This window comes from Synechococcus sp. N5 (assembly GCF_900473925.1).
Lineage (GTDB): Bacteria > Cyanobacteriota > Cyanobacteriia > PCC-6307 > Cyanobiaceae > Parasynechococcus.
In genome coordinates this window covers 150,255-165,585 of the sequence record NZ_UCNI01000006.1, presented here as the reverse complement: position 1 = coordinate 165,585, position 15,331 = coordinate 150,255, and the positions used below count along the sequence as shown (strand labels likewise).

Genomic DNA, 15,331 nt, shown 5'->3' with positions numbered 1-15,331 from the left:
GAGCGATCTGCTGGTTTGGATCGGTCCAACAGCACTGGCCCGATCCATCCTTCGCGGGCCCTAGGGGGTGCCGCAAACCATCGGTACCATCAGCCCATCGATGTGGCTGAATCCCTTGAGCGGTTCCGGCACAGTGCTGTTGCAGCGTTACCGCCTGGAGGAGCGCCTGAGCGGGCCCGACCCGCTGCGTGGTTGCCTGTGGCGTGCGGTGGATGTGATGGCTGGCGATTGCCCCGTAGCGCTACGTCAGCTGAACGACTTGACCAGCCAAGAGCCTTTCCGTAAGCGCTGGGAGGTCTTGCAGAAGATCGGGTCGCATCAGTTGCCTCGCTTTGGTCAGTTGCTTGATCTGGAGGATGGTTTGTGGGCCGTTCGCGACTGGATCGAAGGCAGCAGCCTCGCTTCGCTTCAACAGCAGCGCGCGCGACGCCAGATGGTTTTCAGCGCTGGCGAAGTGCTGCTGCTGCTGAGGCAGGTCTTACCAGTCTTGGGAGCGCTTCATTCCGATGACCTGGTGCATGGGCACATCAGTCTTCAAAACCTGTGGCGCCGCACCAGTGATGGATTGCCGGTTGCATTAAACGGCGAGCTTGTCCCCGCTGAAGACGCTGCCGCCTGGATGGATGTGCGGGATTTGGCCGTTTCAGCCGTGGCCTTGTTGACGGGCCAGCCGTCCAATCCCCCTTCAAGTCTCGGAAGGCTGGGGCTGGATCCCTCGTATCAAGCAGTGCTCGAGCGGTTGCTTACGGAGGATCCGAACCGCCGCTTCCCTGATGCTGCAAGTGCCCAGGAGGCCTTGCAGCAGCTGGCGATGCCTGAACAAACTGGTCCGATCGAGAAGCCAATTCCTGCATTGGGACGCTTCGCTGCGATGGCTCCCTCCTCAACATCCCCTCGTCAGAAGCGAGCGATGGCTCGCGAGCAGGGAGCGGAGGGGCGCCTCTGCCCCGTGGTGATCGCCTTGGCCCTGTCGGCCTTGGTGGGTTCCGCCATCGGTTGGTTCCTGCTACCGCGCACGTCCACTGCAGAAAGGATTCCTCGCTCCAGCAGGGATGGGGCTACAGCGGCCGTTAGTCCGCCGCCAGATGAGTTGAATCAACGCCAGCAATTGCTCAGCCGGCTGCGGGCGCTTCAAGTGGATCGCGGCTGGTTTGTCGAACTTGTCGATGCCAGCCAGCTCAGCACGGAGCCGCAGCAGGATGCGCCGTACCGCAGGGCCTGGACCGAGCTGGCCGAGCAATGGCTGGCTCGGATCGCCTTGCTGCCGCCGGCGATTCGGGCCCAGTTGGGGCGTCTGGGGGCAGGGGACTGGCAGCAGCCGCGTGAGGTGCTGTTGAAACAGGGCGTTCATCCGCGGGTCGTGCAGCAGCTGGTGAGTGCTGGAGCCCAGGATCTGCTGCCGGTCACCATGCGTGGTCGGAAACCCGCCGACCCCTTCCTTCAGCTCTGGATTGCAGCGGCGATTCAGAGCCTTGATGACGTTGAGATCGTGCGGCTAAAAGCGCGCCCGCTTGAACCCGCCATCACGTCGTTGCCTATCCCTGCCGGTGGCGCGCGTTTGGTGCTGGTGGAGGCTCCAGCAGGTGATGCCGTCGCTCTGGGCATCAACGGCACACCGCTGATGCAGATGATGGTTTTCGGCGTCAATGGGCAGGTGGAGGCGGAGCGTGGTCCCCTGCGGGTGACTCGGATTGCTCCGCAAGCGGGCTCGCCCCTGCAGGTGTTGGTCACCAACGAAGGGGTTTCTTCGAGTCTGTTCACCCTGTCCTGTCGGGCGAACTCGCTCGATCAGTAGCGCTCCATCGCTGCTTTCACGTCCTTCTTCGATTGCTTTTCCTTTTCGGCGGCGCGCTTGTCGTGCAACTTGCGCCCTTTGCCCAGGCCGATGGTGAGTTTGATCCAGGACCCCTTGAGGTGAATGTTGAGGGGGATCAGCGTCAGGCCTTTCTGATCCACCAAACCGCGCAGCTTGTCGATCTCACGGCGATGGGCCAGCAGTTTGCGGGTGCGCAGCGGGTCGTGGTTGAAGTAACTGCCGGCGTGGGTGTGGGGTGAGATGTGCACGTTGTGCAGCTGCAGCTCCCCATTGCGGATCAGGCAGAAGCCATCCCGCAGGTTGGCCTTGCCGTTGCGGATCGACTTCACCTCGGTGCCCACCAGCTCGATGCCGGTTTCGAGGGTTTCGAGGATTTCGTACTGGTGCCGTGCCTGCCGGTTGTCCGCCAGCATCCGATTGGCGGCGGCCCGTGCCGCGGCTGCGGCTGCTTTTTTCGCTCCTCCCTTGGCCATGGCTGCGGCTGCGTCTTCCGACCCTATCCAGGTCTGGGTACCCTGCCCGCATGGCGATTGTCTCCTCCAGCTCCGGTCGCAAGCCACCACGCCGCCCTGAAGCGCTGGTGGACCCCCAGCCGGCACCTGAAGAGGTGGTGAGTCGGCCGGAAGACAAGCTTCGGCCCCAGCGCCTGGACGACTACATCGGTCAGAGCGACCTTAAGCAGGTGCTGGGCATTGCTGTGGAAGCGGCGCTTGGCCGCGGCGATGCCCTCGATCATGTGTTGCTCTATGGCCCGCCGGGTTTGGGCAAAACCACCATGGCCATGGTGCTGGCCGAAGAGATGGGGGTGCAGTGCAAGGTCACCAGTGCACCAGCTCTGGAACGCCCGCGCGACATCGTTGGCTTGTTGGTCAACCTGCAGCCCCGTGATCTGCTGTTCATTGATGAGATTCATCGCTTGAGTCGGGTGGCGGAGGAGTTGCTCTACCCCGCGATGGAAGACCGTCGCCTCGATCTCACCGTGGGCAAGGGCAGCACAGCACGAACCCGTTCGCTGGACCTGCCGCCGTTCACGCTCGTGGGGGCCACCACCCGCGCCGGATCGCTGAGCTCCCCCCTGCGGGACCGGTTCGGCCTGATCCAGCGGTTGGAGTTTTACGGCCAAGACGACCTGGAAGCGATCGTGGAGCGCACCGCCGGGCTGATCGGGGTCACCCTCACGCCGCAGGCCCGCAGCAGTATTGCTGCCTCCTGTCGCGGTACACCCCGGATTGCCAACCGTTTGCTGCGCCGGGTGCGGGATGTGGCCAGCGTGCGTGGCAGCAGCGGTGGAGCCATTGATCAGGCCCTCGTTGGAGAGGCCCTGAGCCTGCACCGCGTTGATCATCGGGGTCTCGATGCCAGCGATCGGCGTTTGCTGCAGCTGCTGATCGACCATCACGGTGGTGGCCCGGTGGGCCTGGAGACTCTGGCGGCGGCCCTTGGCGACGATCCCGTCACCCTGGAGACCGTGGTGGAGCCGTTTTTGTTGCAGCAGGGTTTGCTGATGCGCACCCCCCGCGGCCGCATGGTCACGGATGCGGCCCGCAGTCATCTGTCCGAGGCGGCATGAACCGGTTCCTCGTCCTGTTGCTGAGTCTGGTACTTGCCCTGCCGGTGCAGGCTTTCGACTTGCAGGGGCTCTACGAGCAGGCCCTGACGGCAAGCCGTCAGGGGGATTTTGTGGAGGCTCTGACCCTCTGGGACCGCTTTCTGGAGCAGGCCCCAGAGGATGCAGCAGCGCTGAGCAACCGCGGCAATGTGCGTCTCGCCCTCGGTGATACGTCGGGAGCCATCGAAGACCAGAGCGCCTCGATTGTTCTGGCGCCAGAGGAAAGCGACCCGCATTTGAACCGGGGCACGGCAGAGGAGGCGCTTCAGGACTGGTCCGCGGCAGCGGACGACTATCTCTGGATTCTGGAGCGCGATCCGCAGGATGCCTCAGCCCTCTACAACCTGGCCAATGTGCGCGGTTCGCAAGGGGACTGGCCTGAGGCTCGAGATCTTTATGGCCAGGCGGCCCTCGCCCGCCCCGGCTTCGCCATGGCCCGCTCCAGCGAGGCCCTGGCGGCCTGGCAAGCGGGAGATCTCGATTGGGCGGAGGCGGAATTGCGCAAACTGATCCGTCGCTATCCCTTGTTCGCCGATGCTCGGGCGGCCCTCAGCGGCCTGCTCTGGCGTGAAGGATCCAGTGGTGAAGCCGAAAGCCACTGGGCCGCGGCGGCCGGGCTGGATCAGCGTTACCGCCAGGCCGACTGGCTGCAGCAGGTGCGCCGCTGGCCACCGCAGCCGACGGCGGATCTTATGGCGTTCTTGGCTTTGGAGGCGTCCTGAGATGATCCAAGCGGCGTCCCTTGCCGATCGACTCAGCCGTGAGCTGCCTGAGCTGCTGCAGCTGCGCCGTCATCTTCATGCCCACCCTGAACTCAGCGGTGAGGAACACCAGACCGCCGCCCTTGTCTCCGGTGAACTGCGTCAGCTGGGTTGGCGGGTCCGTGAAGGTGTTGGCCGCACGGGCGTGGTGGCCGAATTGGGACCTGATCACGGCCCCACGGTGGGCTTGCGGGTGGACATGGATGCCTTGCCAGTGGAAGAGCGCACCGGGCTGAGCTATGCCTCCACCCGGCAGGGTCTGATGCACGCCTGTGGCCACGACTTGCACACCTGCACGGGCCTGGGGGTGGCGCGGTTGCTGGCTCAGGAGCCGGCTTTGGCGGCCAGGGTGCGCTTGCTGTTTCAACCCGCTGAAGAGTTGGCCCAGGGGGCGGTGTGGATGCGAGATGCGGGGGCGGTGGAAGGCCTTGATGCCTTGTACGGCGTGCATGTGGTGCCGAATCTGCCGGTTGGCACGGTGGGAATACGGCGGGGTTGTCTTACAGCGGCGGCCGGTGAGCTGGAAATCTTTGTTCAGGGTCAGGGTGGCCATGGCGCCCGTCCCCATCAGTCGGTGGATGCTGTTTGGCTGGCGGCTCGGGTGATCACAGAGCTTCAGCAGACCATCGCCCGCCGCTTGGATGCGTTGCAGCCGGTGGTGATCAGTTTCGGCAAGGTGGAGGGCGGTCGCGCCTTTAACGTGATTGCCGATCAAGTGCGCTTGCTGGGTACGGTGCGCTGTCTGGATCTGCAGCAGCACGCCCAGCTGCCGGCTTGGATCGATGAGACGGTTCAGGGGATCTGTGCCACTGGAGGGGGTACGGCAGTGGTGAATTACCGCTGCATAGCGCCACCGGTGCACAACGATCCGCAGCTCACGACTTTGCTCGAACGTTGTGCGGTGGAGTGTCTGGGGCGCGACAAGGTGCTGCCGGTGGAGCAGCCCTCTCTGGGGGCGGAAGACTTTGCTGAGCTGCTTCGGGATGTGCCGGGAATGATGGTGCGGCTGGGCGTGGCCGGGCCCGAGGGGTGTGCGCCGCTGCACAACGGAGCTTTCGCACTGGAGGAAGACGCCCTCGGTGTTGGCATTGCGGTTCTCACGGCCACCGTGCTGGCCTGGATCACGGAGAACACCTCGGCATGAACCAACGTCGTGCGGTGATTTGGGTTTCCCTCGGGGCTCCATTGCTGATCCTGCTCGCGTTGCTGGCCACCAACCAGCGCCAAGGCAAGGACCGGGTGCAGGTGTTGCCCGCGATCTTGGTGGGTTCGGGTTTGATCATCAGCAGTGCTCTCGGTCGGCAGCGCCGCCGCGCCAGGCTGTTGGCCGATCTTCAACGGGCGCGCACCCCTGGCAGCAACCCATGAACGAGACCGATCCGCAACGCCCTGATCTCGAGGAGGTCCGCCAGGCCATTGCCAGTGGGGATCCGGTTCAGGCGATGCCGGCGATCACAAAGCTCCGCCATTGCTCGGATGCTGAGGCTGTGCCGTTGCTGGTGCTGGGCACGGAGCAGAAGCCCTTTCTGGTGCGTTCCTTGAGCTGCAGTGGATTGGGCTACAAGCGCACCGAACAGGGCTGGACTGTGCTGAGTGCGTTGATCACTGCCGATGAAGACCCCAATGTGCGGGCCGAGGCAGCCAATGCTCTGGCCAGCTACGGAGTGGAGCGGGCCTGGCCTTTGCTGCGTTCGGCCTTTGAAGCTGATGCCGCCTGGCTGGTGCGCTGCAGCATTCTGTCCGCCTTGGCGGAACAACCCGACATTGATTTGGCTTGGTTGCTGGAATTGGCAACCATGGCAATCGCTGATGCCGATGGCACCGTGCGGGTGAGTGGGGCTGAAATTCTCAGTCGGATCGTTCGGGAGGGGGGTACCGATTCCATCGCGGTGCAGGCCCGAGGCTTGTTGCAATCTCTGCAGCAGGACAGCGATCACCGGGTGGTGGCTGCGGTGCTCAATGGTTTGCAGGTCAGCTGAATGGGTCTTTGAGCAACGCTTGCTAGCGTTCAACCATCACTAGGGGTGTCCGGGTTTTCTCATGAACCCAGACTGAGATCACACCCTCCGAACCTGATTCCGGGTCATGCCGGCGCAGGGAAGTGCTTGAGCGTGATCCACGGCCAAACGTCGACCCCTGGGCTGTCCGTCGCACCTCAGATCATGCGAGCTTCCTGGGTTGAGTCCCGTAAGGGTCAGGCCAACGTCTCTCAGATGCATTACGCCCGTCAGGGCGTGGTCACTGAAGAAATGGCCCATGTGGCGAAGAGGGAGAACCTGCCCGAATCGCTGGTGATGGAAGAGGTAGCCCGGGGGCGAATGATTATCCCGGCCAACATCAACCACACCAATCTCGAGCCGATGGCGATCGGCATCGCCAGCAAGTGCAAGGTGAACGCCAACATCGGCGCTTCTCCGAATGCGTCTGATGCCGCTGAGGAGGTGAAGAAGCTCAAGCTGGCGGTGAAATATGGCGCCGACACCGTGATGGATCTCTCCACCGGCGGCGTCAACCTCGATGAGGTGCGCACCGCGATCATCGGTGCATCCCCCGTTCCGATTGGCACCGTGCCTGTTTATCAGGCTCTTGAGAGCGTCCACGGATCGATCGAGAAGCTCGATGAGGACGACTTCCTCCACATCATCGAGAAGCACTGCCAGCAGGGGGTCGACTACCAGACCATCCACGCTGGCCTGTTGATTGAGCACCTTCCCAAGGTGAAAGGCCGTATCACCGGCATCGTCAGCCGCGGAGGCGGCATCCTGGCTCAATGGATGCTGTATCACCACCGTCAGAACCCGCTCTACACGCGGTTTGACGACATCTGCGAGATCTTCAAGCGCTACGACTGCACCTTCTCCCTTGGCGACTCGCTCCGTCCCGGTTGCCAGCACGATGCATCGGATGCTGCTCAACTGGCTGAATTGCACACCCTCGGTGAACTGACCCGTCGCGCTTGGAAGCACGACGTGCAGGTGATGGTGGAGGGTCCCGGCCACGTCCCCCTCGACCAGATCGAGTTCAACGTGAAGAAGCAGATGGAGGAGTGCAGCGAAGCACCCTTCTATGTGCTCGGCCCCCTGGTCACCGACATTGCTCCCGGCTACGACCACATCACCTCTGCGATCGGTGCGGCGATGGCCGGTTGGCATGGCACGGCAATGCTCTGTTACGTGACGCCGAAGGAGCACCTCGGTCTGCCCAATGCTGAGGATGTGCGCGAAGGCCTGATCGCCTACAAGATCGCTGCCCATGCGGCAGACATCGCCCGCCACCGCCCCGGCGCCCGTGACCGTGACGACGAGCTCAGCCGCGCCCGCTACAACTTCGACTGGAACAAGCAGTTTGAGCTGTCCTTGGATCCTGAGCGGGCCAAGGAGTATCACGACGAAACCCTGCCGGCTGACATCTACAAGCAGGCTGAGTTCTGCTCCATGTGTGGACCAAAGCACTGCCCGATGCAGACCAAGATCACTGATGAAGATCTCGAAGGTCTTGAAAAGGTGCTCGAAGCCAACACCGGCGCTGCAGAGCTGACTCCCGTCAAGCTCGATAAAGCCGATTGATTGCCTGCTTGCAATCAGATCTTGGCCCGGCGTCCGTAAGGACGTCGGGCTTTTTGGTGTAGGGCCATTGGTTGGGTTGGTGGCATAAAAAAGACCCCCTGCCGAAGCAGGAGGCCTTGTTGTTGACGTGTTTTGGTGATCAGCCGAGCAGAGCCTTGGCTTTGGCCACCACGTTCTCCACCGTGAAGCCGAACTCCTTGAGGCAAGTGCCGCCGGGAGCGGAAGCGCCGAAGCGGTTCATGGTGACGCTGTCGCCATCCAGGCCGATGAAACGGTGCCAGCCGAAGGATTCAGCGGCTTCCACCACCATGCGCTTGCGTACGGCGTTGGGGAGCACCTCTTCCTTGTAGGCGTCGGTCTGCTCGTCGAACAGTTCCACGCAGGGCATGGAGACCACGCGCACCTTCTTGCCTTCAGCGGTGAGCTGCTTGGCGGCTTGGACGCAGAGGTCCAGTTCCGTGCCGGTGCCGATCAGGATCAGATCGGGAGTTCCTGCGCAGTCTTCGAGCACATAGCCACCCAGGGCCACCTTGTCGATGGAGGAGTTGGCCTGGTTGGCCATGCCTTGGCGGCTGAGGCAAAGGGAGCTGGGGCGCTTGCGGTTCTGGATGGCCACCTTGTAGGCACCGCTGGTCTCATTGCCGTCGCCAGGACGGAACACCAGCATGTTCGGCATCGCCCGCAGCGAGGGGATGGTTTCGATCGGCTGGTGGGTGGGGCCGTCTTCGCCCACACCGATGGAGTCGTGGGTGAGCACGTAGATCACGCCCAGCTCGCTCAAGGCCGACAGGCGCATGGAACCGCGCATGTAGTCGGCGAAGACCAGGAAGGTGCCGCCGTAGGGGATCAGGCCACTGTTGTGGTAGGCGATGCCGTTGAGGATCGCGGCCATGGCGTGCTCGCGCACACCGAAGTGCAGGTAACGCTTCTCAGGGCTGCTGGCCTGATAGGAGCCGGCTTCCCCCTTGATGTCCGTGTAGTTGGAGTGGGTGAGGTCGGCGGAGCCGCCGATCAGCTCGGGCAGGTTGGGGCCGAGAGCACCCAGGCAGATCTGGGAGTGTTTGCGGGTGGCCAGGCCACCGTCTTCGGGGGTGTAGGTGGGGAGGTCCTTGTCCCAACCCTCGGGCAGCTCGCCGCGCAGCATCCGCTCGAATTCGGCGGCTTCGGTGGGGTACTTGGTGCGGTAGGTGGCCAGGGTCTGGTTCCACTCGGCCTCGACGCTTGCGCCGCGGTCGATGGCCTGGCGGAACTGGTCGTAGGCGTCCTGGGGAATCTCGAAGGGGGCGTAGTCCCAACCCAGTTGCTGGCGGGTCAGGGCTGCTTCCTCTTCACCTAGAGCAGCACCGTGCACACCAGCGGTGTCGGCCTTGTTGGGGGAGCCGTAGCCAATGGTGGTGGTGACCTTGATGATCGACGGCTTGTCGGTTACAGCCTTGGCAGCCTCGATCGCCTTGGCGATGGCATCCACATCGGTGTTGCCCTCGGACACATGCTGCACATGCCAGCCGTAGGCCTCGTAGCGCTTCAGCACGTCCTCGGTGAAGGACACATCGGTGCGACCGTCGATGGTGATGCTGTTGTCGTCGTAGAGAGCGATCAGCTTGCCAAGCTTCAGGTGGCCAGCCAAGGAGGCGGCTTCGGAGGACACGCCCTCCTGATTACAGCCGTCGCCCATGATCACGTAGGTGTAGTGATCCACCACGGTGGCGTCGGCCTTGTTGAACTTGGCCGCCAGGTGGGATTCAGCGATGGCCAAGCCCACGGCGTTGGAAATGCCGGCACCCAGGGGGCCGGTGGTCACTTCAACGCCAGGGGTCTCAAAGGTTTCGGGGTGACCGGGGGTCTTGGAGCCCCACTGGCGGAACTGCTTGATGTCCTCAATGGAGACAGAGTCGTATCCGGTGAGGTGCAGCAACGCGTAGAGCAGCATGCAGCCGTGACCGGCGGAGAGCACGAAGCGGTCGCGGTTGAACCACTTGGGGTTTTTGGGGTTGTGCTTGAGGAACTTGTCCCAGAGGGCGTAACCCATGGGTGCGCAGCCCATCGGCAGGCCGGGGTGGCCGCTGTTGGACTTATTGATGGCGTCGACAGCCAACATCCGAATGCTGTTGATGCAGAGCGTGTCGAGTGACGCGGGCGCAGCGACCATGGTGTTAAGAAGAAAAGTTGAAGCGATTTTGACGCACGGCGTGAGCACGAAGGCTCAGCTGGCGCGTTTGAAAGCGAGGCAGACGTTGTGACCGCCGAAGCCAAACGAGTTCGACAAGACGGTTCCCAGTGTTAGATCCCGGGCCTCGTTCGGCACGACATCCAGATCACAGTCGGGATCCGGGGTGGTGTGGTTGATCGTGGGGGGGACGACGCCATGTTGCAGCGCCAGCACGCAGGCCACGGCTTCGATGCCACCAGAACCACCTAGCAGGTGACCAGTCATCGATTTGGTGGAGCTCACCGGAATCTGCAAGGCGCGCTCGCCCAGGGCGCTTTTGATGGCCGAGGTTTCGTTCTTGTCGTTTGCCGGAGTGCTGGTGCCGTGGGCATTGACGTAGTCGATTTCGGATGGATCGATACCGCCATCGGCTAGAGCAAGGCGCATCGCCTCGGCACCGCCGACGCCACCGGGGGTGGGGGAGGTGATGTGGTGGGCGTCGCAGGTCATGCCGTAACCCACCACTTCGCCGAGGATTGTGGCGCCACGGGCCTTGGCGTGCTCGAGGGTTTCAAGCACCATCACGCCGGCACCTTCGCCAATCACGAAGCCGTCGCGCTCTTTGTCGAACGGACGGCTGGCCGTGGCTGGCTCGTCATTGCGGAAGGACAGGGCCTTGGCGCTGGCGAAGCCGGCCACGCCTAGGGGAGTGATCGCTGACTCAGCGCCACCGCACACCATCGCGTCAGCCTTTCCCAACTGCAGCAGCCGGAAGGCATCGCCGACAGCATTTGAGCCGGCAGCGCAAGCGGTGGCCACCGCGGAGCTGGGTCCCTTGGTGCCCAGGGCAATGGCGGCAAGGCCTGTGGCCATGTTGGGAATCATCATCGGCACAGTGAACGGGCTCACCCGTCCAGGACCTTTGCCCTCCAACACATGGGCCTGCGTCTCCATCGTCAGCAGACCGCCCACGCCGGAACCGATGATCGTGCCAATCCGATCTGCATTGGCGTCGTTGATTTCAAGGCCGGCATGGGCCACGGCCTGTTTGGCTGCCACCACGCCGAACTTGCAGAACCGATCCCAGCGCTTGGCTTCCTTCGGTTCGATGAAGCCGGACGGATCGAAGTCCTTCACCTCCGCCGCAAAGCGGCAGGCGTGTGCGGATGCATCGAACAGGGTGATGGCATCTACTCCGTTAGTGCCGGAGGTGAGGCCATTCCAGTAGTTCTGAACCGTGTTGCCGATCGGTGTGACCGCGCCGAGGCCGGTGATGACGACGCGATGGAGACCATCCACCATTGCGTTGCTCAGGCCTGTTTGTCTTCGATGTATTTGACGGCGTCACCAACGGTGGTGATGCCTTCAGCTGCTTCGTCGGGAATCTCGATATCAAAAGCCTCTTCCAGGGCCATCACGAGTTCCACGGTGTCCAGAGAATCAGCACCCAGATCGTTCTGGAAGTTGGATTCGGGCTTCACTTCGCCGGAGTCAACACTCAGTTGCTCCGCAACGATTGAGCGCACCTTTTCGAGAATCGCTTCCTGGGACATAGCCGTGGCAACGGGACGCTGCATCTTACGGGCACGCCTTCGTTGGTCTCCTCGCCAACGCCTGCGCCGTTAACAACGGTGACGGCCTGGCCATGGACCGGCGAAGGACGGGTACGTTTGCCGCAAGCCTTCGTATGCATCGGGCAAATGTCCCACGCCGTCAAGATCTACGACACCTGCATCGGCTGCACCCAGTGTGTACGCGCCTGCCCTCTCGACGTGCTTGAGATGGTGCCCTGGGACGGCTGCAAAGCCGGCCAGATTGCCTCCTCTCCACGCACCGAAGATTGCGTTGGTTGCAAGCGCTGTGAGACCGCCTGTCCAACCGACTTCCTCAGTATCCGCGTTTATCTGGGCGATGAGACCACTCGCTCCATGGGTTTGGCCTACTGATTTGCCCCGTTGCACCTCATAAGCTCGGCCCGGCTGTAGCCGGGCTTTTTTTGTATGTGCGGAATCGTTGCCCTGGTGGGTTCCCGAGAAGCGGCGCCTCAGCTGCTGGAGGGCTTGCGGCAGCTGGAGTACCGCGGTTACGACTCCGCTGGGATCGCCACGGTGGCCGCCCAGGGGCAGCTGACCTGCTTACGGGCCAAGGGCAAGCTGCGCAACCTCACTGCCTGTTTTGAAGCCGAGGGCGCCCCTGGGCAATGCGGCATTGGCCACACCCGCTGGGCCACCCATGGCAAACCGGAGGAGCGCAATGCCCACCCGCACCGCAGTAACGACGGTGCGGTGGCGGTGGTGCAAAACGGAATCATTGAGAACCATCGGGCCCTGAGGGAGCAGCTGGAGGCTTCCGGGGTGGTGTTCCAGTCGGAGACTGACACCGAGGTGATTCCGCATCTGCTGGCTGAAGAACTGCAGCAGCTGCAAGCCGGCGGTGGAACCCCGAGTGGTGGGCTGTTGCTGGAGGCCCTGCAGCGGGTACTGCCCAAACTGGAGGGGGCCTATGCCCTGGCGGTGATCTGGGATCTGGCCCCGGGGGCTTTGGTGGTGGCACGCAAGGCGGCCCCACTGTTGATCGGCTTGGGTGAGGGGGAATTTCTTTGCGCCAGCGACACGCCCGCTCTGGCGGGATTCACCCGCACGATCCTGCCGATGGAAGACGGCGAGGTTGCTTTGCTGTCCCCCCTCGGTGTTGAGCTTTACGACGCAGCAGGGGCGCGTCAGCAACGCATGCCCACCCAGCTCAGCGGTGTGGATCACGTGGCTGATAAGCGTGAGTTCCGTCACTTCATGCTCAAGGAAATTCATGAGCAACCGGAGACGGCGGAGCTTTGGGTGGCGCGCCATTTGCCCCAGGGATTGCCGCTTGAACAGCCGGTGGCCCTGCCGCTGGACGATGCTTTTTATGCCGGGATCGAGCAGGTCCAGATTCTGGCCTGCGGCACCAGCCGCCACGCCGCGATGGTGGGGGGCTACCTGCTGGAGCAGTTCGCCGGGATTCCTACATCGGTGCATTACGCCAGTGAATTCCGCTATGCCCCGCCGCCGCTGGCTCCCCACACCCTCACGATTGGGGTGACCCAGTCCGGTGAGACGGCCGACACCCTTGCCGCTTTGGCGATGGAGGCTGAGCGGCGCCTGGCCCAAGGGGATCCTGCCTTTGCTCCACGCCAGCTGGGGGTGACCAACCGCCCGGAGAGCTCCCTCTCCCGACAGGTGCCCCATATCCTTGACATCGGAGCCGGCATCGAGGTCGGTGTGGCGGCCACCAAGACCTTCCTCGGCCAACTGTTGGCCTTCTATGGCTTGGCCATGGCGTTCGCAGCCCGCCGTGGTTCTCGCCCCGCGGCAGAGATCAAGGCTCTGGCGGAAGAATTACGCAGCCTGCCCCAGCAGTTACGCCAACTGGTGGATCTGCACGATCAGCGTTCCGAAGCCCTAGCCCATCGCTTTGCCGACACCCAGGACGTGATTTTTCTGGGCCGGGGCATCAACTATCCGATCGCCCTTGAAGGAGCGTTGAAGCTTAAGGAGATCAGCTATATCCATGCCGAGGGCTACCCGGCCGGAGAGATGAAGCATGGCCCGATCGCCCTGCTCGATTCCCGGGTGCCGGTGGTGTCAATCGCCGTGCCCGGTGTGGTGTTCGAGAAGGTGCTCAGCAACGCGCAGGAAGCCAAGGCCCGCGATGCCCAGCTGATCGGCGTGGCGCCCCAGGGGCCCGACACCGATCTCTTTGATGAACTGCTGCCGGTGCCTTCGGTGAGCGAGTGGATCAGCCCCCTGCTCACCGTGGTTCCCATGCAGTTGCTGAGCTATCACATCGCCGCCCATCGCGGCCTGGATGTGGATCAACCCCGCAACCTGGCCAAGAGCGTCACGGTGGAGTGAGCCTCAGCTGGCATTGATGCTGAGATCACTACGGCTGAGGTCGCTGCGGCCATAGCGGTCCTGGAAGCGCACGATGTCGTCCTCGCCGAGGTACTCGCCGCTCTGCACTTCGATCAGTTCCACCGGGATCCGGCCCGGGTTCGACAGGCGGTGTTTGCATCCCATCGGGATGTAGGTGCTCTGGTTTTCCCCCACCAGTTGCTCGGTGCCATCGCGCTCCACCAGTGCCGTGCCTTTGACCACCACCCAGTGCTCAGCCCGGTGGTGGTGCATCTGCAGCGACAGGCTGGCGCCGGGTTTAACGGAGATCCGTTTCACCTGCCAGCGGGTTCCTTCGGTGACGCCGGTGTAATGACCCCAGGGCCGATAGATCTTGCGGTGGGCCTTGCCCTCCGGGCTGCCGCTTGCCTCCAGTTGTTTCACCACGGTCTTGATCTCCTGGGCCTTGGAGCGATCCGCAATCAACACGGCGTCGTCGGTTTCCACCACCACCAGGTTTTCAACCCCCAGTCCCACCACCAGGCGGTGTTCGCTGCGCAGATAGCAGTCGCGGCTGCCTTCGGCGATCACATGGCCCTGCAGCACATTGCCTTGGGAATCCTTTTGCTCTGAGGTTTCCCAGAGTGCGCTCCAGCTGCCGACGTCGCTCCAGCCCGCATCCAGTGGCAGCACACTGCCCAGTTCCGTTTTCTCCATCACGGCCACGTCAATGGACACGTTGGGGCACTTGGCAAAGGCTTCCCGCTCCAGCCGATGGAATTCCAGGTCAGCTGTGTCCTGCTCCAGAGCGGCCCGGCAGCAGCTCACCACTTCCGGGGCCAGTCGCTCCAGTTCCGCCAGCATGGCGCTGGCGCGGAACAGGAACATGCCGCTGTTCCAGGTGAAGCGGCCGGTGGCCAGAAATTGCTCTGCTGTGGCCTGATCGGGCTTCTCCACGAACCGCTTGATCGGCACATGGGGCGATCCCCCAAGGGAGAAGGGTTCGCTGGCTTCGATGTAGCCGTAGCCGGTTTCCGGGGCCGTTGGCACGATCCCGAAGGTCACCAGTCGTCCCGCTTCGGCGGGTTTGCGGCCGGCGTTGATGGCTTGGCGGAACTGGGCGGCATCGCGGATCAGGTGATCCGCCGCCAGCACCAGCAGCAGGGGGTCTTCGCCGTTGGCCGTGGCCTGCAGCGCGGCCACCGTCACCGCCGGGGCGGTGTTGCGGCCCATCGGTTCCAGCAGGATCGCGTTCGGTTCGACCCCGATCTGCCGCATCTGCTCGGCCACGATGAAGCGGTGGTCTTCATTGCAGATCAGCAGTGGAGCCGCCAGGGCGTCCAGGCCATAGAGCCGCTGTTGGGTCTGCTGCAGCAATGTGGCTTCGCCGTCTCCGCTCAACGGCCAGTACTGCTTGGGGTAACTCGCCCGCGACAGCGGCCAGAGCCGTGTGCCGGTGCCCCCGCAAAGGATCACAGGAATCAGCGGTGTGGAGGCCATCACGTCCTGAGAGCGGTGACCCAGAATCGCTCGCCCCAGGGGGTTCTGTCGATGCCCCGAG

14 protein-coding genes and 1 riboswitch are annotated in these 15,331 nt (G+C 63.3%); of the genes, 9 read left to right on the top strand and 5 right to left on the bottom strand.

Features of this window, described 5'->3' with window-relative positions; genetic code table 11:
• The first annotated feature begins 115 nt into the window (after positions 1–115).
• The gene (locus tag DXY03_RS06235) at positions 116–1,795 is read left to right on the top strand and encodes a serine/threonine protein kinase (protein ID WP_244272336.1); all 1,680 of its coding nucleotides are present in this window, start codon (positions 116–118) and stop codon (positions 1,793–1,795) included.
• On the opposite strand, the gene smpB is transcribed toward DXY03_RS06235, so the two are convergent.
• Positions 1,789–2,289: an SsrA-binding protein SmpB gene (smpB, locus tag DXY03_RS06230; protein WP_115009647.1), complete on the bottom strand. Its 501-nt coding sequence runs from the start codon at positions 2,287–2,289 to the stop codon at positions 1,789–1,791. The two genes, DXY03_RS06235 and smpB, sit on opposite strands and share 7 nt — an antisense overlap.
• A 50-nt stretch (positions 2,290–2,339) precedes the next feature.
• Between smpB and ruvB the strand changes: the two genes are divergently transcribed.
• The 6 genes from ruvB (at position 2,340) to thiC (ending at position 7,752) form a co-directional block, all read left to right on the top strand.
• Positions 2,340–3,386 (top strand): Holliday junction branch migration DNA helicase RuvB, encoded by a 1,047-nt coding sequence (ruvB, locus tag DXY03_RS06225; protein WP_115009646.1) that lies wholly within the window; start codon positions 2,340–2,342, stop codon positions 3,384–3,386.
• A complete protein-coding gene (locus DXY03_RS06220) occupies positions 3,383–4,147 on the top strand; it encodes a tetratricopeptide repeat protein (protein ID WP_115009645.1) in 765 nt (254 codons plus the stop codon). The genes ruvB and DXY03_RS06220 overlap by 4 nt, the downstream gene beginning before the upstream one ends.
• Position 4,148: 1 nt before the next feature.
• On the top strand, positions 4,149–5,330 hold the full coding sequence (locus DXY03_RS06215; protein ID WP_115009644.1) for an amidohydrolase: 1,182 nt from the start codon (positions 4,149–4,151) through the stop codon (positions 5,328–5,330).
• Complete coding sequence (locus tag DXY03_RS06210) at positions 5,327–5,554, top strand: DUF3188 domain-containing protein (protein WP_011363156.1); 228 nt, start codon at positions 5,327–5,329, stop codon at positions 5,552–5,554. Before DXY03_RS06215 ends, DXY03_RS06210 begins: the two co-directional genes overlap by 4 nt.
• Positions 5,551–6,165, top strand: a complete 615-nt coding sequence (locus DXY03_RS06205; RefSeq protein WP_115009643.1) for a HEAT repeat domain-containing protein — start codon at positions 5,551–5,553, stop codon at positions 6,163–6,165. The genes DXY03_RS06210 and DXY03_RS06205 overlap by 4 nt, the downstream gene beginning before the upstream one ends.
• Before the next feature lie 31 nt (positions 6,166–6,196).
• Positions 6,197–6,303, top strand: a riboswitch (TPP riboswitch).
• A gap of 45 nt (positions 6,304–6,348) precedes the next feature.
• The gene (gene thiC / locus DXY03_RS06200) at positions 6,349–7,752 is read left to right on the top strand and encodes a phosphomethylpyrimidine synthase ThiC (RefSeq protein ID WP_115009642.1); all 1,404 of its coding nucleotides are present in this window, start codon (positions 6,349–6,351) and stop codon (positions 7,750–7,752) included.
• Positions 7,753–7,891: 139 nt separating this feature from the next.
• Here thiC and tkt read toward each other — a convergent pair whose 3' ends face one another.
• The 3 genes from tkt to acpP are packed head-to-tail and all read right to left on the bottom strand — an operon-like array spanning position 7,892 to position 11,454.
• The gene (tkt, locus tag DXY03_RS06195; RefSeq protein ID WP_115009641.1) at positions 7,892–9,901 is read right to left on the bottom strand and encodes a transketolase; all 2,010 of its coding nucleotides are present in this window, start codon (positions 9,899–9,901) and stop codon (positions 7,892–7,894) included.
• 54 nt (positions 9,902–9,955) lie between these two features.
• Positions 9,956–11,203 carry a beta-ketoacyl-ACP synthase II gene (gene fabF / locus DXY03_RS06190; RefSeq protein WP_115009640.1) on the bottom strand — a complete coding sequence of 416 codons (1,248 nt, stop codon included), beginning with the start codon at positions 11,201–11,203 and terminating at the stop codon, positions 9,956–9,958.
• 8 nt (positions 11,204–11,211) lie between these two features.
• The gene (acpP, locus tag DXY03_RS06185; protein WP_011363161.1) at positions 11,212–11,454 is read right to left on the bottom strand and encodes an acyl carrier protein; all 243 of its coding nucleotides are present in this window, start codon (positions 11,452–11,454) and stop codon (positions 11,212–11,214) included.
• 147 nt (positions 11,455–11,601) lie between these two features.
• Here acpP and psaC point away from each other — a divergent pair, with 147 nt between their 5' ends.
• Together psaC and glmS are read left to right on the top strand one after the other, a co-directional pair.
• Positions 11,602–11,847 (top strand): photosystem I iron-sulfur center protein PsaC, encoded by a 246-nt coding sequence (gene psaC, locus DXY03_RS06180; RefSeq protein WP_006850103.1) that lies wholly within the window; start codon positions 11,602–11,604, stop codon positions 11,845–11,847.
• A gap of 54 nt (positions 11,848–11,901) precedes the next feature.
• Complete coding sequence (glmS, locus tag DXY03_RS06175) at positions 11,902–13,791, top strand: glutamine--fructose-6-phosphate transaminase (isomerizing) (protein WP_115009639.1); 1,890 nt, start codon at positions 11,902–11,904, stop codon at positions 13,789–13,791.
• Positions 13,792–13,794: 3 nt separating this feature from the next.
• Here glmS and DXY03_RS06170 read toward each other — a convergent pair whose 3' ends face one another.
• A complete protein-coding gene (locus tag DXY03_RS06170; protein ID WP_115009638.1) occupies positions 13,795–15,270 on the bottom strand; it encodes a mannose-1-phosphate guanylyltransferase/mannose-6-phosphate isomerase in 1,476 nt (491 codons plus the stop codon).
• Between the last annotated feature and the right edge of the window lie 61 nt (positions 15,271–15,331).